Here is a 21,968-nt window from a genome sequence, read left to right as displayed (position 1 = left end):
AAACCGTAGGCGATGCCCCCCGGATGAATCCCGGAACGAAGGAACCCCGAGCCTCAGCGAGCGGGCCGAACGCAGGAGCAAGCGTTTTTGGTTACTTTTTTCTGGGCCGGCATTCCGGGCGTTTGTAAAAAGTGACCCGCTGTAAAAGCGGAACCGCCAGCGGCAGCACCCGAAGAAACGGATATGTACCCAATCAGCCCAGATATACCGAGACAGACACCCAACCTAGAAAAACGATATTTCCGCGCCCACCAAAACCCCAGCTAACCTCCCTATCAAAACCACCTTCAAACCCACGGGCCAGACATGCAAAGATCCACCCTCAAACCACTCCTGATCACCCTCGCCCTGACCGCCATAACCCCGATCGCCAACGCAGCAACAACCCTGGTCTACTGCTCCGAAGCCAGCCCCGCCGGCTTCGACCCCAGCCAGTACACCAGCGGCACCGACTTCGACGCCTCCGCCGAAACTGTCTTCAACCGCCTCACCCAATTCAAACGCGGCGGCACCGACATCGAACCCGGCCTGGCCACAAGCTGGGACGTAAGCCCGGACGGCCTTCAGTACACCTTCCACCTGCGCCAGAGCGTAAAATTCCACACCACTGACTACTTCACCCCGACCCGCACCTTCAACGCCGACGACGTGCTGTTCACCTTCCAGCGCCTGCTCGACCCGGACAACGCCTTTCGCAAGGCCTACCCCGCCGAGTCCCCGTACTTCACCGACATGGACCTGAACACCACGATCAAGTCCGTGGAAAAACTCGACGACAACACCGTGCGTTTCAACCTGAACAACGTCGACGCCGCGTTCGTGCAGAACCTCGCCATGAGCTTCGCCTCGGTGCAATCGGCCGAATATGGCGCGCAGTTGGTGAAGGAAGGCAAAGCGGCAGACATCAACCAGAAACCGGTCGGCACCGGCCCGTTCGTGTTCAAGCGTTACCAGAAGGACACGCAGATCCGCTACGCGGCGAACAAGGATTACTGGAAACCCGAAGACGTCAAAATTGACAACCTTGTGTTCTCGATCACCCCGGATGCCGCGGTCCGTCTGCAGAAGCTCAAGACCGGCGAATGCCAGGTCAGCGGCTACCCGCGCCCGGCCGACATCGAAGTGATGGAGAAAGACCCGAACCTGCGCGTGTTGAAGCAGGCCGGCTTCAACCTCGGCTTCCTCGCCTACAACACCACGCATCCGCCGCTGGACCAGCTGAAAGTGCGTCAGGCCCTGGACATGGCCATCGACAAACCGGCGATCATCAAAGCCGTCTATCAGAGTGCCGGGCAGCTGGCGCAGAACGCCTTGCCACCCGCGCAATGGTCCTATGACCCGAATATCAAGGACGCACCGTACAACCCTGAAAAAGCCAAGGCGCTACTCAAGGAAGCCGGGGTTGCACCGGGTACTACCATCAATCTCTGGGCGATGACCGTACAACGCGCCTCCAACCCGAATGCGCGGATGTCGGCGCAGATGATCCAGCAGGACTGGGAGAAGATCGGCATCAAGGCCAACATCGTCAGCTACGAATGGGGCGAGTACATCAAGCGCGCCAAGAACGGCGAGCACGACGCGATGATCTATGGCTGGACCGGTGACAACGGCGACCCCGACAACTGGCTGGGCGTGCTTTACAGCTGCGCCGCCGTCAAGGGCAGCAACTACGCCAAGTGGTGCGATCCGGCCTACGACAAACTGGTGCAACAGGCCAAGGTATCTACTGATAAATCGCAACGGGTAAAACTGTATCAACAGGCGCAACTGATCCTTAAACAGCAGGTGCCGATCACGCCAATTGCCAACTCCACAGTGTTCCAGCCACTGCGCAAGGAAGTCACCGACTTCAGGATCAGTCCGTTCGGTCTAACCCCGTTCTATGGCGTGGGTATAAATAAGTAACACCCGGCCCCGATTCGGCGCGCACATCGTGACCAATGCACCGTTTTGGGGCTCGGTTTGCACCGTAAAAACCGGGCGCAAACGGTTAAATGCGTCAAAAGTTATACAGATGCGACATTAAGGTACGTTCGTGCCACGCTTTGACGCCGCCGGGCGCTCTGGATCTTGCATTGGGTATGGGCCCTGCATAAGTATCCGCAGGCACGACTCACGAGGTCGTACCTCAATATTAAAAAATGACAACAAATCATGAGGCCAACATGCTTAAACACGCGGTCATTCCGTTTTTAGTCGGCGCAGGCTTGTTAGCCTCCGCACCTTTCGCTTCCGCTGCGACTAACCTGGTGTTCTGCTCCGAAGGCAGCCCGGCCGGTTTCGACCCAGGCCAATACACCACCGGAACCGACTTCGACGCCTCAGCCGAAACCATGTTCAACCGTCTGACCCAGTTCGAGCGTGGCGGCACCGCCGTGACTCCTGGGCTGGCGACCAGCTGGGACATCTCCCCGGACGGCCTGACCTACACCTTCCACCTGCGTGAAGGCGTGAAGTTCCACACCACCCCGTATTTCAAGCCGACTCGTGAGTTCAACGCCGACGACGTGCTGTTCACCTTCAATCGCATGATTAACAAGGATGACCCGTTCCGTAAGGCGTACCCGACCGAATTCCCGTACTTCACCGACATGGGGATGGACACCAACATCACCAAGATCGATAAAGTCGACGACCACACTGTCAAGTTCACCCTGAAAGAAGTCGACGCCGCGTTCATCCAGAACATGGCCATGAGCTTCGCTTCGGTTCAGTCCGCCGAGTACGCAGCCCAGCTGCTGAAACAAGGCAAGGCTGCCGACATCAACCAGAAGCCGATCGGCACTGGTCCGTTCGTGTTCAAGAGCTACCAGAAAGACTCCAACATCCGTTACACAGGCAACAAGGATTACTGGAAGCCTGAAGACGTGAAGATCGACAACCTGATCTTCGCCATCACCACCGACCCGTCGGTACGTATCCAGAAACTGAAGAAGAACGAGTGCCAGGTCACTCTGTTCCCGCGTCCGGCCGACCTCGCCGCACTGAAGGCCGATCCTGCACTGAAGATGCCTGACCAGGCTGGTTTCAACCTGGGCTACATCGCCTACAACGTGATGGACAAGGTCAAGGGCAGCAACGAACCGAACCCGCTGGCTGACCTGCGCGTTCGCCAGGCGCTGGACATGGCCGTCAACAAGCCACAGATCATCGACTCGGTTTACCAGGGCGCGGGCCAGCTGGCCGTCAACGCCATGCCGCCGACCCAGTGGTCCTACGACACCACCATCAAGGACGCCAAGTACGATCCCGAGAAAGCCAAGCAGCTGCTCAAGGATGCCGGCGTCAAGGAAGGTACCGAGATCGTCCTGTGGGCGATGCCGGTTCAGCGTCCGTACAACCCGAACGCCAAACTGATGGCCGAAATGCTCCAGTCCGACTGGAAGAAGATCGGTCTGAACGTGAAGATCACCAGCTACGAGTGGGGCGAGTACATCAAGCGCTCCAAGGGTGGCGAGAACCAGGCCATGATCATTGGCTGGAGCGGTGACAATGGTGATCCGGACAACTGGCTGAACGTGTTGTTCGGCTGCGACTCCCTGAGTGGCAACAACTTCTCCAAATGGTGCGACAAGAAATTCGACGGCCTCGTGAAAGAAGCCAAGCGCACCACCGACCAGGCCAAGCGCACCGAACTCTACAAAGAGGCGCAACACGTCCTGAAAGATGCAGTTCCCATGACACCTATCGCTCACTCGACGGTGTATCAACCCATGCGCGCCAACGTGCAGGACTTCAAGATCAGCCCGTTCGGCTTGAACTCCTTCTACGGCGTCAGCATCAAGTAAAAAACGCAGCGGCGACGTATTCAGCGTCGCCGCTGCTTTTTTCTGCCGAATAGTCAGGAATTTGCCTACATCCATTTCCACTTGGTCTGACCAGGTTGGTATCGGACGTGTCGCCTTTTCCTACGAGTCTTTAGGACTCAGCGCATTTACTGCCAGACCTGCGGTGCCTACCGTCAGGTTCTGACCAGTGGCTGCGTGGGCTATCGGTTTGCTGTGGGTTTGAGCCCGATGCAGCCACAACGTCCCAGGACGGGGCCGCGGCGCATTGGAAACACAAAAAGAAAGAGGGAGCGTCATGCGCCACACTCTGGTTTTTTCCGCATTGCTGGGCGCCGGCCTGTTGGCCGCCACGTCCGCGAGTTTTGCCGCCAGCGACAGTCTGGTGTTCTGCTCCGAAGGCAGCCCGGCCGGTTTCGATACCGCGCAATACACGACCGCGACCGATAACGACGCCGCGGAGCCGCTGTACAACCGCCTGGCCGAGTTCGAAAAAGGCGCGACCAATGTCGTACCGGGCCTGGCAACCAGCTGGGATATTTCCGAGGATGGCCTCAAGTACACCTTTCACCTGCGTGAAGGGGTGAAATTTCATACAACGCCGTACTTCAAACCTACACGGGATTTCAACGCCGACGACGTGCTGTTCACGTTCAACCGCATGCTCGATCCGCAACAGCCTTTCCGTAAGGCTTATCCGACCGAGTTTCCGTACTTCAACGGGATGAGCCTCAACAAGAACATCGCCAGGGTCGAGAAGACCGGGCCGCTGACCGTCGTGTTCACGCTCAACAGCGTCGACGCCGCGTTCATCCAGAACATCGCCATGAGCTTCGCCGCCATTCTGTCTGCGGAATACGCCGACAAACTGCTGACCGAAGGCAAGCCGAGCGACATCAACCAGAAGCCGATCGGCACTGGCCCGTTCGTGTTCAAGAGCTATCAGAAAGACTCGAACATCCGCTACACCGGCAACCCGCATTACTGGGATCAGAGCCGGGTGAAGCTGAAGAACCTGATTTTCGCGATCAATACCGACGCTTCCGTGCGCGTGCAGAAACTCAAGGCCGGCGAATGCCAGGTCACACTGCACCCACGGCCGGCGGATGTGCCGGCACTGAAGAATGACGCGAAACTGCAACTGATCGAAAAGCCAGGCTTCAACCTCGGCTACATCGCCTACAACGTGCGCCACAAACCGTTCGACCAGCTCGAAGTGCGTCAGGCACTGGACATGGCGGTGAATAAACAGGGGATTCTCAACGCTGTTTATCAGGGTGCCGGCCAACTGGCGGTCAACGGCATGCCGCCGACCCAATGGTCTTACGACGACACCATCAAGGACGCCGCCTACAACCCGGAAAAAGCCAGGGAGCTGCTCAAGGCTGCCGGCGTCAAGGAAGGTACCGAAATCACTCTGTGGGCCATGCCGGTGCAGCGCCCGTACAACCCTAACGCCAAACTGATGGCCGAAATGCTCCAGGCTGACTGGGCGAAAATCGGCCTGAAGGTGAAGATCGTCAGCTACGAATGGGGCGAGTACATCAAGCGCACCAAGAATGGCGAACACGACGTCAGCCTGATCGGCTGGACCGGTGACAACGGGGACCCGGACAACTGGCTCGGCACGCTGTACAGCTGCGACGCCATCGGCGGCAACAACTACTCCATGTGGTGCGATCCGGCTTACGACAAGCTGATCAAACAGGCCAAGGTGGTCACCGATCGAGACCAGCGCACCGTGCTCTACAAACAGGCCCAGCAGTTGCTCAAGCAGCAAGTGCCGATCACGCCTGTCGCCCACTCGACGGTCAACCAGCCGCTGAGCGCCAGGGTCGAAGGGTTCAAGGTGAGCCCCTTCGGCCGCAACGTGTTTTCGGGTGTCAGCATCGATTAAACCCATGACCGATCAGCCGCAATGCTGAGGAGGCCGTCTACCTCCTCACGCAAGCGCTTTGCCGAAATTTGCCGATCAGGCCTTTTGCAAACGTTTGCGATGTGTGAATGAGTTCTAAAACCAAAAACCGGCCCAACAAAAAAAGCCGGCATAAAAAGAAAGTAAAGGAGCTTCACCCATGAAACTGAGCAGCACCGCGATACTGGCCCTGGCCATCAGCAGCATCACCGCCACGGCGTTTGCCGAGGAACAGAGCCAGGCGTTCACCCCGGTGACCGTCAACGAGAAAAGCGCCCAGGCCGAGGCCACCGGTTTCCTCGAAGGTTCGAAGATCAGCGGCACGACCCGTAACTGGTACGCCAACGAGCAACTCAAGCGCGGCGGCAAGTTCACCTACCGCAAGGACGGCGTTGCGACCCCGACCGATCGCCGTATCAACTGGGTACAGGGCACCATCGTCAACTTCACTTCCGGTTTCACTCAGGGCACCGTGGGTGTGAGCACTGAAGTAGCCGCCTACAACGCCGTGGCCCTGGAGCGCGATCGCAAGTCCCTGGCCTCCAACAACGGCGGTGCGCCGGGTACACGTCCAGGCGCGGGCAACAACCGTACGCTGACCAAGGAGGGCGGTGACGCCGAAGGCCAGTGGAGCAAACTCGGCCTGGCCAACGTCAAGTTCCGCGTTTCCAACACCACCCTGACCGCCGGTCGCCAGAACTTCAGCACGCCGATCGTCGACACCATCGGCAACCGTGCGCTGCCTTCGAGCTTTGAAGGTGTGAGCCTGCACAGCGAAGAGCTGAACAACCTGTCGTTCGACGCCGGCAGCTTCGACCGCGTATCGCCGCGTACCGAAGAGAGCCTGTCGAAGTTCCGCACCGAGTACAGCGCCAACGGCGCCGAAACCGACCGCGTGAGCATCGTCGGCCTGAACTACCAGCCGCTGCAGAGCCTGAAAACCAGCCTCTACGCCTCCAAGGCCGAAGACTTCTGGAACCAGTACTACTTCGGCGCCACCCACGAACTGGGTGACAGCAACGTCGTGAGCCTGACCACCGGCCTGAACTACTACAAGACCGTCGATACCGGCAAAAAAGAGATGGGCAACATCGACAACGACACCTACTCGCTGTCGTTCGGCCTGACTCACCAGGCCCACAGCCTGACCTTCTCGTACCAGGCGATCAACGGTGACGAATACTTCGACTACCTGCACGAAACCAACGGCATCTACCTGGCCAACTCCCTGCTGTCGGACTTCAACGGCCCGAACGAGAAATCCTTCCAGGTCGCCTATGGTCTGAACATGGCCGAATACGGCGTGCCGGGCCTGAAGTTCAACATTTACCAGGCTCGCGGCTGGGGCATCGACGGTACTCACTACACCGGCACGGCGTATGACGTACGCAACATGGACGGCGAGCACCACTACGAATACGGCATCGGTGCCACCTACGCGGTACAGAGCGGCCCGCTCAAGGCAACCACCGTGCGTGCCACCTACACTGCCCACCGCGCCAGCGAAAACCAGGCGGACGGCAGCATCAACGAGTTCCGTCTCGTGACCACCGTACCGTTCAACATTCTGTAAAAACGCGGTCGACGGCTGACTCAGTGACGAGTCGGCCGTTCGGCTTTTTGTCTTCAACCGATTGCAGAGGGTTATCGATGAAAATGCTTCCCCTACGTGCGGCCGTCGCTGCCGCCCTGTTGAGCGCCGCCATCGGCGTCTCGGCCAAACCCTTGGTGGTCTGCACCGAAGCCAGCCCGGAAGGCTTCGATATGGTCCAGTACACGACTGCAGTCACTGCCGACGCGGTGGCCGAAACCATCTTCAACCGCCTGGCCGACTTCAAGCCCGGCACCACTGAAGTGATCCCGGCGCTCGCCGAGTCCTGGGACATCAGTGACGATGGCCTGACCTACACCTTCCATCTGCGCAAAGGCGTCAAGTTTCACACCACCGAATATTTCAAGCCGACCCGCGACCTGAACGCCGACGACGTGGTCTGGAGTTTCCAGCGTCAGCTGGACCCGAATCACCCATGGCACAAACTGTCGAGCGTGGGCTTCCCGTACTTTGAAAGCATGGGCTTCAAGGAACTGCTGAAAAGCGTCGAGAAAGTCGACGACAACACCGTCAAGTTCACCCTGACCCGCCGCGAAGCGCCGTTCCTGGCTGACATCGCCATGGCGTTCTCCTCGATCTACCCGGCCGAATACGCCGACCAGTTGCTCAAGTCCGGCAAGACCGGCGACCTGAACAGCAAGCCAGTGGGCACCGGCCCGTTCGTCTTCCAGCGCTACAACAAGGACGCCCAGGTCCGCTTCAAGGCCAACCCGGACTACTTCCGTGGCAAGCCGCCGGCTGACGCACTGATTCTGGCCATCGCCACCGACAACAACGTGCGCCTGCAGAAGCTCAAGGCCAACGAGTGCCAGATCGCGCTGTATCCGAAGCCGGATGACATCCCGAGCATCAAGAAAGACGACAAGCTGAAAGTCGACGAAATGGACGCGATGACCGTCTCCTACATCGCCATGAATACCCAGCACAAGTACATGAGCGACGTGCGGGTGCGCAAAGCGATCGACATCGCCTTCGACAAGGAAGCCTATGTCAACGCGCTTTTCGGCAAGGGCAACGCGACCGTCGCGGTCAACCCATACCCGCCGACCCTGCTGGGCTACAACCACGAACTGAAGAACCCGCCACGCGACCTCGACGCCGCCCGCAAGCTGCTCAAGGAAGCCGGCGTGCCGGAAGGCACCGTGTTTACCCTGTTTACCCGCAACGGCGGCGGCCCGACCAACCCCAACCCGATGCTCGGCGCGCAAATGATGCAGGCTGACCTGGCGAAAGTCGGGATCAAGATCGACATCCGCGTGATGGAATGGGGCGAAATGCTCAAGCGCGCCAAGGCGGGCGAACACGATATGGTGTCGGCCGGATGGGCGGGCGACAACGGTGACCCGGATAACTTCCTGACGCCTATGCTCAGTTGCGAGGCCGCCAAGAACGGCGAAAACTACGCTCGCTGGTGCAACGAGAAATTCCAGACCCTGCTCGACGAAGCACGGGCTAAAGTAGATCCGGCCGAACGCGCCAAACTGTATGAAGAAGCCCAGGCCATCTTCAACAAGGATCAACCGTGGATCAGCATGGCCCACACCCGGATGTTCACGGCAATGCGCAACAACGTCGAGGGTTATCACATCAGCCCTCTGACAACCAATAACTTCGCCACCACCCAGGTGAAGTAGATAAGAAACTCCCGGCCTCCCTGACCCCAGGGTCGCCGGGCACGCCTAACCGGCTGATGAGGTACCACACAAGATGTTTAGTTTTATTGCCCGCCGACTGGGGTTGTTGATCCCCACGTTTTTCGGCATCACCTTGCTGACTTTCGCGTTGATTCGCATGATTCCCGGCGACCCCGTGGAAGTGATGATGGGCGAACGTCGGGTCGACCCCGAAATGCACGCTCAGGCAATGGAACGCCTCGGTCTGAACAAACCGTTGTACGCCCAGTACCTGGACTACATCGGCAAACTGGCCCATGGCGATCTCGGCGAATCCCTGCGCACCCGTGAAAGCGTATGGACCGAGTTCACCTCCCTCTTCCCGGCGACCCTGGAACTGTCCATGGCCGCCCTGCTGTTCGCCGGCATCATCGGTCTGCTGGCCGGCGTGATCGCGGCCCTCAAGCGAGGATCACTGTTTGACCACGGGGTGATGGGCATCTCCCTGGCGGGCTATTCGATGCCGATTTTCTGGTGGGGCCTGATCCTGATCATGTTCTTCTCGGTGAGCCTGGGCTGGACCCCGGTTTCCGGGCGGATCGACCTGCTCTACGACATCGAGCCACGCACCGGTTTCATGCTGATCGACACCCTGCTGGCCGATGACGTCAGTGCCTTCCTCGATGCCCTGCATCACCTGATCCTGCCGGCCATCGTGCTGGGCACCATTCCACTGGCGGTGATCGCGCGGATGACCCGTTCGTCGATGCTCGAAGTGCTGCGTGAAGACTACATCCGTACCGCCAAGGCCAAAGGCCTGTCGCCATCGCGCGTGGTGTTCGTGCACGGTCTGCGCAACGCCCTGATCCCGGTACTGACCGTGGTCGGCCTGCAAGTCGGCACCCTGCTGGCCGGTGCGGTACTGACCGAGACCATTTTCTCGTGGCCCGGCATCGGCAAATGGCTGATCGAAGCCATCGGCGCCCGGGACTATCCGGTCGTGCAGAACGGCATTCTGTTGATCGCCTGCCTGGTGATCCTGGTCAACTTCGTGGTGGACATCCTCTACGGCTTTGCCAACCCACGCATCCGTCATCAGCGCTGAGGTCAATACCCATGAGCACTCCAACATCCTCAGTAGTCACCGCCGCACCTGGCGCGGATCAAAGTCTGCTGTACCCGTCGCCGTACAAGGAATTCTGGCAAGCCTTCTCCAGAAACAAGGGCGCCGTCGCCGGCCTGCTGTTCATGCTGCTGGTGATCTTCTGCGCGATCTTCGCGCCGTGGGTCGCCCCGCATAACCCGAGCGAGCAATACCGGGACTTCCTGCTGACGCCGCCGGCCTGGCTCGAAGGCGGGCAGATGCAGTTCCTGCTCGGCACCGATGAACTGGGTCGCGACCTGCTGTCGCGCCTGATCCAGGGTTCGCGCCTGTCGCTGCTGATCGGTCTGTCGTCGGTGGTGATGTCGCTGATTCCGGGGATCCTGCTGGGTCTGTTCGCCGGTTTCTTCCCGAAAGTGGTCGGCCCGACCATCATGCGTCTGATGGACATCATGCTGGCCCTGCCGTCGCTGCTGCTGGCCGTGGCGATCGTCGCCATCCTCGGCCCGGGCCTGATCAACACCGTGATCGCGATTGCCGTGGTTTCGCTGCCGTCCTACGTGCGTCTGACCCGTGCTGCGGTGATGGGCGAACTGAACCGCGACTATGTGACCGCTGCGCGCCTGGCCGGTGCCGGCCTGCCGCGCCTGATGTTCATCACCGTGCTGCCGAACTGCATGGCACCACTGATCGTTCAGGCGACCCTGAGCTTCTCTTCGGCGATCCTCGACGCCGCCGCCCTGGGCTTCCTCGGCCTCGGCGTGCAGCCGCCAACCCCGGAGTGGGGCACCATGCTGGCCTCGGCCCGCGACTACATCGAACGCGCCTGGTGGGTCGTGAGTCTGCCTGGTTTGACCATTTTGCTCAGCGTGCTGGCAATCAACCTGATGGGCGACGGCCTGCGCGATGCGCTGGACCCGAAACTCAAGAACGCCGCCTGAGGAGATTCCCATGTCACTGCTAGAAATCAAGAATCTCAACGTTCGCTTCGGCGACAAGAACGCCACACCGGTGGTCGACGGTCTCGACCTCAAGGTGGACAAGGGCGAAGTCCTGGCCATCGTCGGCGAATCGGGTTCCGGCAAGTCCGTGACCATGATGGCGCTGATGGGCCTGATCGAGCACCCGGGCATCGTCACAGCCGATTCCCTGAGCTTCGACGGCAAGAACATGCTCAAACTGAGCAATCGCCAGCGTCGGCAGATCATCGGCAAAGACCTGTCCATGGTGTTCCAGGACCCGATGACCGCGCTGAACCCGAGCTATACCGTCGGTTTCCAGATCGAGGAAGTGCTGCGCCTGCACCTGAAAATGTCCGGCAAGGCCGCCCGCAAGCGCGCCATCGAACTGCTGGAAAAGGTTGAAATCCCCGGCGCCGCCAGCCGCATGGACGCCTATCCGCACCAACTGTCCGGCGGCATGAGCCAGCGTGTAGCAATCGCCATGGCAATTGCCGGCGAGCCGAAACTGCTGATCGCCGACGAGCCGACCACTGCACTTGACGTGACGATCCAGGCTCAGATCATGGACCTGCTGCTGGCACTGCAGAAAGAGCAGAACATGGGCCTGGTGCTGATCACCCACGACCTCGCCGTGGTGGCCGAAACCGCCCAGCGCGTGTGTGTGATGTACGCCGGTCAAGCCGTTGAAGTCGGCCAGGTGCCGCAACTGTTCGACATCCCGGCGCACCCGTACAGCGAAGCGCTGCTCAAGGCGATTCCGGAACACAGCCAGGGCGCCGAGCGTCTGGCGACCCTGCCGGGCATCGTTCCCGGCCGTTACGACCGCCCGCACGGCTGCCTGCTGTCGCCACGCTGCCCGTACGTTCAGGACAGCTGCCGCGCGCAGCGTCCAACCCTCGATCCGAAAGCCAACAGCCTCGCCCGCTGCTTCTACCCGTTGAACCAGGAGGTGGCGTAATGGCCGTCGTACTTACCGCCCGCGACCTGACCCGTCACTACGAAGTCTCCCGTGGCCTGTTCAAGGGCCATGCGACCGTACGCGCCCTGAACGGCGTGTCGTTCGAACTGGAAGCCGGCAAGACCCTCGCCGTTGTGGGCGAATCGGGCTGCGGCAAATCCACTCTGGCCCGTGCCCTGACCCTGATCGAAGAGCCGTCGTCCGGCTCGCTGAAAATCGCCGGGCAGGAAGTGGCCGGCGCCGACAAGGCCCAGCGCAAGCAACTGCGCAAAGACGTGCAGATGGTGTTTCAGAGCCCGTACGCGTCGTTGAACCCACGGCAGAAGATCGGTGATCAACTGGCCGAGCCGCTGTTGATCAACACCAACCTGTCGGCCGCCGAACGTCGCGAACGCGTCCAGGCGATGATGAAGCAGGTCGGTTTGCGTCCCGAGCACTACCAACGTTATCCGCACATGTTCTCCGGCGGTCAGCGTCAGCGTATCGCGCTGGCCCGCGCCATGATGCTGCAACCGAAAGTGCTGGTGGCGGACGAACCGACCTCGGCGCTGGACGTGTCGATCCAGGCACAGGTGCTGAACCTGTTCATGGACATGCAGCAGGAGTTCAACACCGGTTACGTGTTCATCTCGCACAACCTGGCGGTGGTGCAGCACGTGGCCGATGACGTGATGGTGATGTACCTCGGTCGCCCGGTGGAAATCGGTCCGAAGCACGACATCTATGCCCGTCCTCTGCACCCGTACACCCAGGCGCTGCTGTCGGCGACCCCGACCATCCATCCGGATCCGGACAAGCCGAAAATCAAGATCGTCGGCGAGTTGCCCAACCCGCTGAACCCGCCACCGGGCTGCGCGTTCCACAAGCGCTGCCCGTACGCCACCGAGCGTTGCAGCACGGAAGAGCCGGCCCTGCGCCAGCTCGATACCCGTCAGGTCGCGTGCCATTACGCCGAGCAGTTCCTCGACGGCGCGGCATGAAAAAAACCGCCCTGTTGCCGGGGCGGGTCGTTAAAGCGTTGACCAAACCTCTTCTTCTTCGATTGCGCATCAGTCGGGGAAGAAGGGGTTTTCTTTTGCCTGTGTTCTAGGTCTGGCTGTCGCCATCGTCGCCCGAATCTGGATCATCGGTGTCAGGCTCGTCGGTGGTCGAGTCGTCATCGTTCTTGCTGCCACCCTGGTCCTGATCGCCGGGTTCGGACTCGGATTTGGCGAGCATGATCACTCCTGCGTGCCCCTGCGCCGCATTGAAACCCTGCGCAAGCGCAGCACTGCTCGCCCACGCTGCCGTAGTGCCAAGCGTCAGCATCAGCAAGACCTTAAGCAACAACACTGTGCGTTGAAAAATGCTCATAAGCGTTTCCATCCTTTCGTGGTTGAAGCCAGAGTGCCGGTCCGGCGCTGAATAAAATCTAGTTCCGATCAGCCGGGTTCACCAGATAGGACGCTAACCCATGCCCGGAAATGCCATGGCTGGACAGACCGCTTTCGAATAATCCCCATAACCGGATCAGCTAAGCGAGGTGGCCCTGCGGGTTTGCACGGGCCGGCTGGCCGAGCCGCGCAACCGGGTCGCCAGACACACCGGCGGGACCGACAGCAGTGCCAGTGCCGCGCTGGCCAACCAGACGCTGTGCCCTGCGAAATGCCCGTAAAGCTGACCGCTGAGCACCGGCGACAGCAACGCACTCGCGCTCCAGGCCATGAAAAACAGACCGAAGTACTGGCCGCTTTTGCCGGTTTGCGCATGCTGCATGACCAGCACATTCAGCGGCGGCATGAACAGTGCTTCGCCCAGCGTCCAGATCACTGTCGACAGGCAGACATAAAACAATCCGGAACCCAGTGGCAGCATGCCGAGCCCCAGCGCCAGCAACACGCAACCGGCGATCAAGGGCCGACGCGAGCCCCATCGCTCGCCCCAGTGCGAAATCGGGATCTGCAGCACCACCACCAGAATCGCGTTGATCGCGAACTGCCAGCCGATGGCCTCGGTACTCAAGCGATAGTAGTCGCGCAGGTAGTTGCCGAGGGTGCTGTAAACGGTGTCGAACGCCATGCCGAGCAAAACGGTCGCTGCCAGCAGCCAGAGAAAGGGTTTGTCGCGGTATGGCAGGCCTGGGCCGGTCTGCGCCTCTGGCGTTTCGTCCGGGATCAGCACTGTTCGCCGCCAGGTCGTGCGGACGAACCAGAGCAGCGCCACCAGCGTCAGCGCCGCGCTGATGAAGAACACCCAGCGGAAATCCGTCTGCGCCAGCACCCCGCCCGCGACACCGGCAGCGGCCATGCCGAGGTTTCTGGCGATACGGCTCAAGGCCTGCGCCCGAGGCCGCTGCGCGACTTCGCAATACTCCATGATCAGGCGTTGGTGCAACGTACGGATCGCACCGTCGATCGTACCGCTGAGCAACAGCAGCCCGGCCAGCAGCGGCACTTGCGTCACCAGCCCGAGCCCGAGCAGTACCCAGGCTGAAAGGAAGAACAGCGCCGCCGTCAGTCGGGCGGTGCGGATGTGGTCGCTGAGCAAACCGCCCAGCATCGAACCGATCAACAACCCGCCGCCATACGCCGCGAGCAACCAGCCAACGGTCTCGATGGCGAAGCCCAGCTCCTGACGCAGATACAAGGCCATGAAAAGCTTGACCATGCTGCTCAGGCGATTGATGAACAGCAGCGCTGCGAGTACCCAGGCCATCAGGCTGAAGTAGCCGTTCGGGCGAAGCAGATGGACGAGCCGCCCCATCATCGATTGATCCCTCCCTGATCAGCCAGGTGCGCAACCTGAACCAAAAGAATCTGCCCATACTCAATCAACAGACAAAAAAAAGCCCACTGTTTTCACAGTGGGCTTCGGGTGTCACCAATCAGCGCTTAGTGATGCTCACGGGTCGCACGGAATTTCACGTCCGGCCAGCGCTCTTCCATCAGGGCCAGGTTGACCCGGGTCGGGGCGAGGTAGGTCAGGTGACCGCCGCCGTCCAGCGCGAGGTTTTCCACAGCCTTGTTGGAGAATTCCTCCAGCTTCTTCTTGTCGCTGCACTCGATCCAGCGCGCGGAGTACACGGTGATCGGCTCATAGGAGCACTCGACCTTGTATTCCTCTTTCAGGCGGCTGGCGACCACATCGAACTGCAGCACACCGACGGCGCCGAGGATGATGTCGTTGGTGCGCTCCGGGAAGAACACCTGGGTCGCACCCTCTTCGGCCAGTTGCTGCAGACCCTGACGCAGTTGCTTGGATTTCAGCGGGTCGCGCAGGCGCACACGGCGGAACAGCTCCGGGGCGAAGTGCGGGATGCCGGTGAAGCCCAGGCTTTCGCCTTCGCTGAAGGTGTCGCCGATCTGGATGGTGCCGTGGTTGTGCAGACCGATGATGTCGCCCGCATAGGCCTCTTCAAGCTGTTCACGCTCGGAGGAGAAGAACGTCAGGGCATCGCCGATGCGCACGTCCTTGCCGGTGCGCACGTGGCGCATCTTCATGCCTTTTTCGTACTTGCCGGAGCAGATACGCATGAAGGCGATGCGGTCGCGGTGTTTGGGGTCCATGTTCGCCTGGATCTTGAAGATGAAGCCCGAGAACTTCTCTTCCACCGGCTCCACGGTGCGCTCGTTGGCTACCCGTGGCAGCGGACGCGGCGCCCAGTCGACCACGGCGTCGAGTACATGATCGACACCGAAGTTGCCCAGCGCGGTACCAAAGAACACCGGGGTCAGTTGACCGTCGATGAACTCCTGCTGGTTGAACTCGTGGCAGGCGCCCTGCACCAGTTCCAGCTGCTCGAGGAAGCGCTCGTACTCGTCGCCCAGGTGGGCGCGGGCTTCGTCGGAGTCGAGCTTCTCGATGATCCGGGTTTCGGTGCGTTCGTGGCCGTGACCGGGGGTGTAGACAATGATGTAGTCACCCGACAGGTGATACACACCCTTGAAATCGCGGTAGCAACCGATCGGCCAGGTGATCGGCGCGGCCTTGATCTTCAGGACGGCTTCGATCTCGTCGAGCAGCTCGATCGGGTCGCGGATGTCGCGGTCGAGTTTGTTAATGAAGCTGACGATCGGCGTGTCACGCAGACGGCAGACATCCATCAGCGCGATAGTCCGCGGCTCTACACCTTTACCGCCGTCGAGGACCATCAGGGCCGAGTCCACCGCAGTCAGGGTACGGTAGGTGTCTTCGGAGAAGTCTTCGTGGCCCGGGGTGTCGAGCAGGTTGATCATGTGTTCGCGATACGGGAACTGCATGACCGACGTGGTAATGGAGATACCCCGCTGTTTCTCCATCTCCATCCAGTCGGATGTCGCATGGCGATCGGATTTGCGGGATTTCACCGTACCGGCCACGGAGATCGCCTTGCCCATCAACAGGAGCTTTTCGGTGATCGTGGTTTTACCGGCATCGGGGTGGGAAATAATGGCGAAAGTGCGGCGTTTCGCGACTTCGGCGGCCTGGTTGGTCATGGGAAATCGCCTGGCGGTGATTCAAAAAAGGGCTGCGATTATAGCCCAAGTCAAGACAATTACCGAACCGTTGAGCACATCAAGGGTGGCCAAATGCTGTCCAGGATGGGAACCTTTTAATTCACGGAGACGTCCATCCCCTGTTACGACTTTTCGTCAGGGGCTGAAAAATCAGCAAGTTAGCCTGACGAGGCTGCGCTCATGGCTCGCTTTCGGACCGCTTTTGCCGGGCTGAAAAAAAGCTGCTTCTCGCGAACGACTCTCCCGGCGGCCAGGGCTTGGCATGCCACTCGGGACAGCGTCCGCCGACTATGAAAAAGGAGTCCGCCTGTGGCTATCCGCTATGGCAAAGGGCTGATGGGAGGTGCGGTGGTGATCGCGCTCCTGGCCCTGCTGGTCCGCTGGATCGGCATCAACACGATCGAACACTACCGCGACGATTTGTTGTTTTACCTGCAAGCTCATCTGATTCTTGTCCTCGCTTCAATGCTGGCCGCCCTGCTCGTGGGCATCCCCGCCGGTATCTTCCTGAGCCGTCCGACCATGGTCGGGCGCGCCGAACGTTTCATGCAGGTCTTCAATATCGGCAACACCGTGCCCCCACTGGCCGTGCTGGCGATTGCCCTGGGCTTTCTCGGCATCGGCAGCGGCCCGGCGATCTTCGCGTTGTTCCTTGCATCGCTTTTGCCGATTGTGCGCAACACCTACGAAGGCCTGAAAAATGTCCAGGGTTCACTCAAGGAAGCCGCCACCGGCATCGGCATGACCCCGCGCCAGGTGCTGTGGCAGGTTGAATTGCCCAACGCCGTGCCGATCATCGTCGGCGGTGTACGGGTGGCGCTGGCGATCAACGTCGGCACCGCGCCGCTGGCATTCCTGATCGGCGCCAACAGCCTTGGCAGCCTGATCTTCCCCGGCATCGCCCTGAACAATCAGCCGCAACTGCTGCTCGGCGCCGCGTGCACCGCGCTGCTGGCCCTGCTGCTCGATGGCGTGGTCACCCTTGCCAGCCGTCTCTGGCTGGAACGCGGTTTGCGCCCGTCTTAAGGCTTCGGCAAAGGAACTCACATGAAACGACTCAATTTGATCTTGAGCTGCATACTGCTGTTCGCAGGATGGGCACAAGCCGCAGAAAAGCCTGTTATCCGCCTTGGCGCCCGGGTATTCACCGAGCAGACGCTGCTCGCGGAAATCACCGCCCAATATCTGCGCAGCAAAGGTTACGACGCGCAGATCACCGGCGGACTGGGCAGCAACCTGGCCCGCAGCGCCCACGAAAGCGGGCAACTGGACATGCTCTGGGAATACACCGGCGTATCGTTGGTGGCCTACAACCATGTCACCGAAAAACTCGACAGCGAACAGTGCTACGCAAGGGTGAAAGAACTCGACGGGAAAAAAGGCCTGGTCTGGCTGGCCCCGTCGAAATTCAGCAACACCTACGCCCTCGCCCTGCCCAAAAAGGTGGCCGAGGAATATCCGCAGATCAGCAATATCAGCCAGTTGAACGACGTGCTGAAGGCTGAAGCCAGGACCAATCACCTGGTGGCGCTGGACACCGAGTTCGCCAACCGCTCCGACGGTCTGGCCGGCATGGTCAAGCTTTACGACATGAACCTGACTCGCAAGAACATCCGGCAGATGGACGCCGGGCTGGTCTACACCGCCCTGCGCAACGGCCAGGTGTTTGCCGGTCTGGTCTACACCACCGACGGTCGCCTCAACGCGTTCGGCCTGAAGCTGCTGGAAGACGACAAACATTACTTCCCGGACTACACCGCCGCACCGGTCGTGCGCCAGGCCTACCTCGACGCTCACCCGCAACTGGCTGAGCAACTCAAACCGCTGGCCGAACTGTTCGACGATGAAACCATGCGCCAGCTCAATGCGCGGGTCGATGTCGATCACGAGAGCCCGTCAAAAGTCGCTGCCGATTTCCTGCGCCAGCACCCACTGAACTGAAGGAGGAAAAGTCATGGAATTTCTGAACGCCTTTTCCCACCTCGACTGGCAGCAGGTGGTGCACCTGACCTGGCAGCACATCACCCTGGTCGGCATCGCCGTCAGCCTGGCGATTGTCATCGGCGTGCCGCTGGGCATTTTGATGACGCGCTTCCCGAGCCTCGCCGGCCCCTTGCAGGCCAGCGCCACCGTGTTGCTGACCGTGCCGTCGATCGCCCTTTTCGGGCTGCTGCTGCCGTTCTACTCGAAATTCGGTCAGGGCCTCGGCCCGATGCCGGCCATTACCGCCGTGTTCCTTTATTCACTGCTGCCGATCATGCGCAATACCTACCTCGCCCTGACCGGCGTCGAACCGGGCATTCGCGAAGCTGCTCGTGGCATCGGCATGACCTTCGGCCAGCGCCTGCGCATGGTCGAGTTGCCGATCGCGGTGCCGGTGATCCTTGCCGGTGTGCGTACCGCCGTGGTGATGAACATCGGCGTGATGACCATCGCAGCAACCATCGGCGCCGGCGGCCTCGGCGTGCTGATCCTCGCCTCCATCAGCCGCAGCGACATGTCGATGCTGATCGTCGGCGCGCTGCTGGTCAGTCTTCTGGCGATCTTCGCCGACCTGTTTTTGCAGTGGCTGCAACGCTCTTTGACTCCAAAAGGATTACTCAAATGATCGAACTTCAAAACCTCAGCAAGACCTTCCAAAGCAACGGCAAAGATGTGAAAGCCGTGGATTCGGTAAGCCTGACCGTCAATGAAGGCGAAATCTGTGTGTTCCTCGGGCCATCGGGCTGCGGCAAAAGCACCACGCTGAAAATGATCAACCGCCTGATCCAACCGACCTCGGGCAAGATCCTGATCAATGGCGAAGACACCACCGACCTCGACGAAGTGACCCTGCGTCGCAACATCGGTTACGTGATCCAGCAGATTGGTCTCTTCCCGAACATGACCATCGAAGAGAACATCGTCGTGGTGCCGAAACTGCTCGGCTGGGAGAAACAGAAATGCCACGACCGCGCCCGCGAGCTGATGAGCATGATCAAGCTTGAACCCAAGCAATATCTGCATCGTTATCCGCGTGAATTGTCGGGTGGCCAGCAGCAACGGATCGGCGTGATCCGCGCACTGGCGGCGGATGCGCCGCTGCTGCTGATGGACGAACCGTTCGGTGCGGTCGATCCGATCAACCGCGAGATGATCCAGAACGAGTTCTTCGAGATGCAGCGAGCGCTGAACAAGACCGTGATCATGGTCAGCCACGACATCGACGAAGCGATCAAGCTCGGCGACAAGATCGCGATCTTCCGCGCCGGCAAGCTGTTGCAGATCGACCACCCGGACACGCTGCTGGCCCATCCGGCGGACGACTTTGTCAGCCACTTCGTCGGCCAGGACAGCACCCTCAAGCGCCTGCTGCTGGTGAAAGCGGAAGACGCGGCGGACAACGCGCCGTCGGTGAGCCCGGAAACCCCGGTGGCCGACGCGCTGGAATTGATGGATGAGCATGACCGTCGTTACGTGGTGGTCACCTGTGCCGAGAACAAGGCACTGGGTTATGTGCGACGTCGCGACCTGCACCGCCAGACCGGAACCTGTGCGCAGTTCCTGCGGGAATTCAACGCCACGGCAGCGTACGACGAGCATTTGCGAATTCTGTTGTCGCGCATGTACGAGTTCAATCGAGCATGGTTGCCGGTGCTGGATGCCGAACGAGTGTTCCTCGGGGAGGTCACGCAAGAGTCGATTGCGGCGTACCTGAGTTCGGGTCGATCCCGCGGAATGAAGACCAATATTGTGTCGCCGGCCGAAGCGGTGGCCTGATCAAAAGCAAAAGGGCTGTTCGACAGCCCTTTTTTCGACCGCCGGATCCTCGAGGCCGTGTTTTTTTGTCCGACCATGAGCCGACAAGAAATATCAACACACCAGAGAGCCGAAGCCGCCCGATCCCGCCAGCCTCAACCTGCAAGTTCCCCCTCGCTCGCCCTTCTCGTCGCCAACGTCGCCGATGTTGAAGTGATCGTACTTGGCGATGACTTGGCACACATCAGCATCGATCGTGCAGGTATTTTTAACACCTGAAGATTAACGGGGAACATCTGGCCGTCATCTCGGTCGGCTACAAAGAGTGATATCCGCTACGCACGTCAGAAGCGTGCAAAAACGCGACATTTTTAGTTGATCTCAGGCCCCCCACGCCCTAAAGTTCGCGCCGAACGTCCATGCTGGAAACGATCCATCCGGCTCAAGTACTGACGACGAGACAGCAAGGCCAAGGGAAAGAAAGACTACATTTCCCATGGCCTTTTTGCTTTCGGCGACATGCCTTGGGAAGTAGGCGAACCAAAGTGGGGATACGGAGGACGTTCATTTGCACCCATTGATAATTTTAGTTTGCCAGTAGGAGTTCCCAGCATGTCGATCCAGGTCGAAGACTATTTCGCGCGCGAAACCTTTCAGAAAATGAAGGCGTTCGCCGACAAACAGGAAACCCCGTTCGTGGTGATCGACACCGCGATGATCGCCCAGGCCTACGATGACCTGCGCGCTGGTTTCGAATTCGCCAAGGTCTACTACGCGGTCAAGGCCAACCCGGCCGTCGAAATCATCGACCTGCTCAAGGAGAAAGGCTCGAGCTTCGACATTGCCTCGATCTACGAGCTGGACAAAGTGCTGAGCCGTGGCGTCAGCCCGGACCAGATCAGCTACGGCAACACCATCAAGAAGTCCAAGGACATCCGCTACTTCTTTGATAAGGGCGTGCGCCTGTTCGCCACCGACTCGGAAGCCGACCTGCGCAACATCGCCAAGGCCGCACCGGGCGCCAAGGTCTACGTGCGCATCCTGACCGAAGGTTCGACCACCGCCGACTGGCCGCTGTCGCGCAAGTTCGGCTGCCAGACCGACATGGCCATGGATCTGCTGATCCTCGCCCGCGATCTGGGCCTGGTGCCGTACGGCATCTCCTTCCACGTCGGTTCGCAACAGCGCGACATCAGCGTCTGGGACGCCGCGATCGCCAAGGTCAAAGTGATCTTCCAGCGTCTGAAAGAAGAAGACGGCATCCACCTGAAGCTGATCAACATGGGCGGTGGCTTCCCGGCCAACTACATCACCCGCACCAACAGCCTGGAAACCTACGCCGAAGAAATCATTCGCTTCCTGAAAGAGGATTTCGGTGATGACCTGCCGGAAATCATCCTGGAGCCGGGCCGTTCGCTGATCGCCAACGCCGGCATCCTGGTCAGTGAAGTGGTGCTGGTTGCGCGTAAATCCCGCACCGCTGTGGAGCGTTGGGTGTACACCGATGTGGGCAAGTTCTCCGGCCTGATCGAAACCATGGACGAAGCGATCAAGTTCCCGATCTGGACCGAGAAGAAAGGCGAGATGGAAGAAGTCGTGATCGCCGGCCCGACCTGCGACAGCGCCGACATCATGTACGAAAACTACAAGTACGGCCTGCCGCTGAACCTGGCCATCGGTGATCGCCTGTACTGGCTGTCGACCGGTGCGTACACCACCAGCTACAGCGCGGTAGAGTTCAATGGCTTCCCGCCGCTGAAATCGTTCTACGTGTAAGTGTCGCTGGCGTAATGCAAAAAGCCCAT

Annotated in this window: 17 protein-coding genes; 14 read left to right on the top strand and 3 right to left on the bottom strand. The window is 60.1% G+C overall.

Features of this window, described 5'->3' with window-relative positions:
• The first annotated feature begins 306 nt into the window (after positions 1-306).
• The 9 genes from BBF94_RS11650 (at position 307) to BBF94_RS11610 (ending at position 12,930) form a co-directional block, all read left to right on the top strand.
• Positions 307-1,908, top strand: a complete 1,602-nt coding sequence (locus BBF94_RS11650) for an ABC transporter substrate-binding protein (RefSeq protein ID WP_065259184.1) — start codon at positions 307-309, stop codon at positions 1,906-1,908.
• 260 nt (positions 1,909-2,168) lie between these two features.
• Complete coding sequence (locus BBF94_RS11645) at positions 2,169-3,791, top strand: ABC transporter substrate-binding protein (protein ID WP_065259183.1); 1,623 nt, start codon at positions 2,169-2,171, stop codon at positions 3,789-3,791.
• Positions 3,792-4,086: 295 nt separating this feature from the next.
• Positions 4,087-5,685, top strand: a complete 1,599-nt coding sequence (locus tag BBF94_RS11640; protein WP_065259182.1) for an ABC transporter substrate-binding protein — start codon at positions 4,087-4,089, stop codon at positions 5,683-5,685.
• Between the two features lie 178 nt (positions 5,686-5,863).
• The gene (locus tag BBF94_RS11635) at positions 5,864-7,276 is read left to right on the top strand and encodes an OprD family porin (protein WP_065259181.1); all 1,413 of its coding nucleotides are present in this window, start codon (positions 5,864-5,866) and stop codon (positions 7,274-7,276) included.
• Positions 7,277-7,353: 77 nt separating this feature from the next.
• On the top strand, positions 7,354-8,949 hold the full coding sequence (locus tag BBF94_RS11630) for an ABC transporter substrate-binding protein (RefSeq protein WP_065259180.1): 1,596 nt from the start codon (positions 7,354-7,356) through the stop codon (positions 8,947-8,949).
• Between the two features lie 73 nt (positions 8,950-9,022).
• The gene (locus BBF94_RS11625) at positions 9,023-10,033 is read left to right on the top strand and encodes an ABC transporter permease subunit (protein ID WP_065259179.1); all 1,011 of its coding nucleotides are present in this window, start codon (positions 9,023-9,025) and stop codon (positions 10,031-10,033) included.
• Between the two features lie 11 nt (positions 10,034-10,044).
• Entirely contained in the window at positions 10,045-10,971 is a 927-nt protein-coding gene (locus tag BBF94_RS11620) for an ABC transporter permease subunit (protein ID WP_065259178.1), read from the top strand.
• A 10-nt stretch (positions 10,972-10,981) separates the two neighbouring features.
• Positions 10,982-11,950, top strand: a complete 969-nt coding sequence (locus tag BBF94_RS11615) for an ABC transporter ATP-binding protein (RefSeq protein WP_065259177.1) — start codon at positions 10,982-10,984, stop codon at positions 11,948-11,950.
• Positions 11,950-12,930: a peptide ABC transporter ATP-binding protein gene (locus BBF94_RS11610; RefSeq protein WP_065259176.1), complete on the top strand. Its 981-nt coding sequence runs from the start codon at positions 11,950-11,952 to the stop codon at positions 12,928-12,930. Before BBF94_RS11615 ends, BBF94_RS11610 begins: the two co-directional genes overlap by 1 nt.
• A 106-nt stretch (positions 12,931-13,036) precedes the next feature.
• Here BBF94_RS11610 and BBF94_RS11605 read toward each other — a convergent pair whose 3' ends face one another.
• The 3 genes from BBF94_RS11605 to BBF94_RS11595 form a co-directional block, all read right to left on the bottom strand.
• Positions 13,037-13,303: a hypothetical protein gene (locus BBF94_RS11605; protein ID WP_065259175.1), complete on the bottom strand. Its 267-nt coding sequence runs from the start codon at positions 13,301-13,303 to the stop codon at positions 13,037-13,039.
• Positions 13,304-13,459: 156 nt separating this feature from the next.
• Positions 13,460-14,695, bottom strand: a complete 1,236-nt coding sequence (locus BBF94_RS11600; RefSeq protein WP_065259174.1) for an MFS transporter — start codon at positions 14,693-14,695, stop codon at positions 13,460-13,462.
• Positions 14,696-14,820: 125 nt separating this feature from the next.
• Positions 14,821-16,404 carry a peptide chain release factor 3 gene (locus BBF94_RS11595; protein WP_065259173.1) on the bottom strand — a complete coding sequence of 528 codons (1,584 nt, stop codon included), beginning with the start codon at positions 16,402-16,404 and terminating at the stop codon, positions 14,821-14,823.
• A 357-nt stretch (positions 16,405-16,761) separates the two neighbouring features.
• Between BBF94_RS11595 and BBF94_RS11590 the strand changes: the two genes are divergently transcribed.
• The 5 genes from BBF94_RS11590 to BBF94_RS11570 all read left to right on the top strand — a co-directional run bounded on the left by BBF94_RS11590 (position 16,762) and on the right by BBF94_RS11570 (position 21,939).
• Positions 16,762-17,451 carry an ABC transporter permease gene (locus tag BBF94_RS11590; RefSeq protein WP_176704448.1) on the top strand — a complete coding sequence of 230 codons (690 nt, stop codon included), beginning with the start codon at positions 16,762-16,764 and terminating at the stop codon, positions 17,449-17,451.
• A gap of 21 nt (positions 17,452-17,472) precedes the next feature.
• Positions 17,473-18,366, top strand: a complete 894-nt coding sequence (locus BBF94_RS11585; protein ID WP_065259171.1) for a glycine betaine ABC transporter substrate-binding protein — start codon at positions 17,473-17,475, stop codon at positions 18,364-18,366.
• Positions 18,367-18,379: 13 nt separating this feature from the next.
• Positions 18,380-19,033: an ABC transporter permease gene (locus tag BBF94_RS11580; protein ID WP_065259170.1), complete on the top strand. Its 654-nt coding sequence runs from the start codon at positions 18,380-18,382 to the stop codon at positions 19,031-19,033.
• Positions 19,030-20,184: an osmoprotectant ABC transporter ATP-binding protein OsmV gene (locus BBF94_RS11575; protein WP_065259169.1), complete on the top strand. Its 1,155-nt coding sequence runs from the start codon at positions 19,030-19,032 to the stop codon at positions 20,182-20,184. Before BBF94_RS11580 ends, BBF94_RS11575 begins: the two co-directional genes overlap by 4 nt.
• Before the next feature lie 591 nt (positions 20,185-20,775).
• Positions 20,776-21,939 carry a type III PLP-dependent enzyme gene (locus tag BBF94_RS11570; protein ID WP_065259168.1) on the top strand — a complete coding sequence of 388 codons (1,164 nt, stop codon included), beginning with the start codon at positions 20,776-20,778 and terminating at the stop codon, positions 21,937-21,939.
• Positions 21,940-21,968 lie beyond the last annotated feature (29 nt).

This window comes from Pseudomonas bananamidigenes (assembly GCF_001679645.1).
Lineage (GTDB): Bacteria > Pseudomonadota > Gammaproteobacteria > Pseudomonadales > Pseudomonadaceae > Aquipseudomonas > Aquipseudomonas bananamidigenes.
This window is presented reverse-complemented; position numbering and strand designations above follow the sequence as displayed.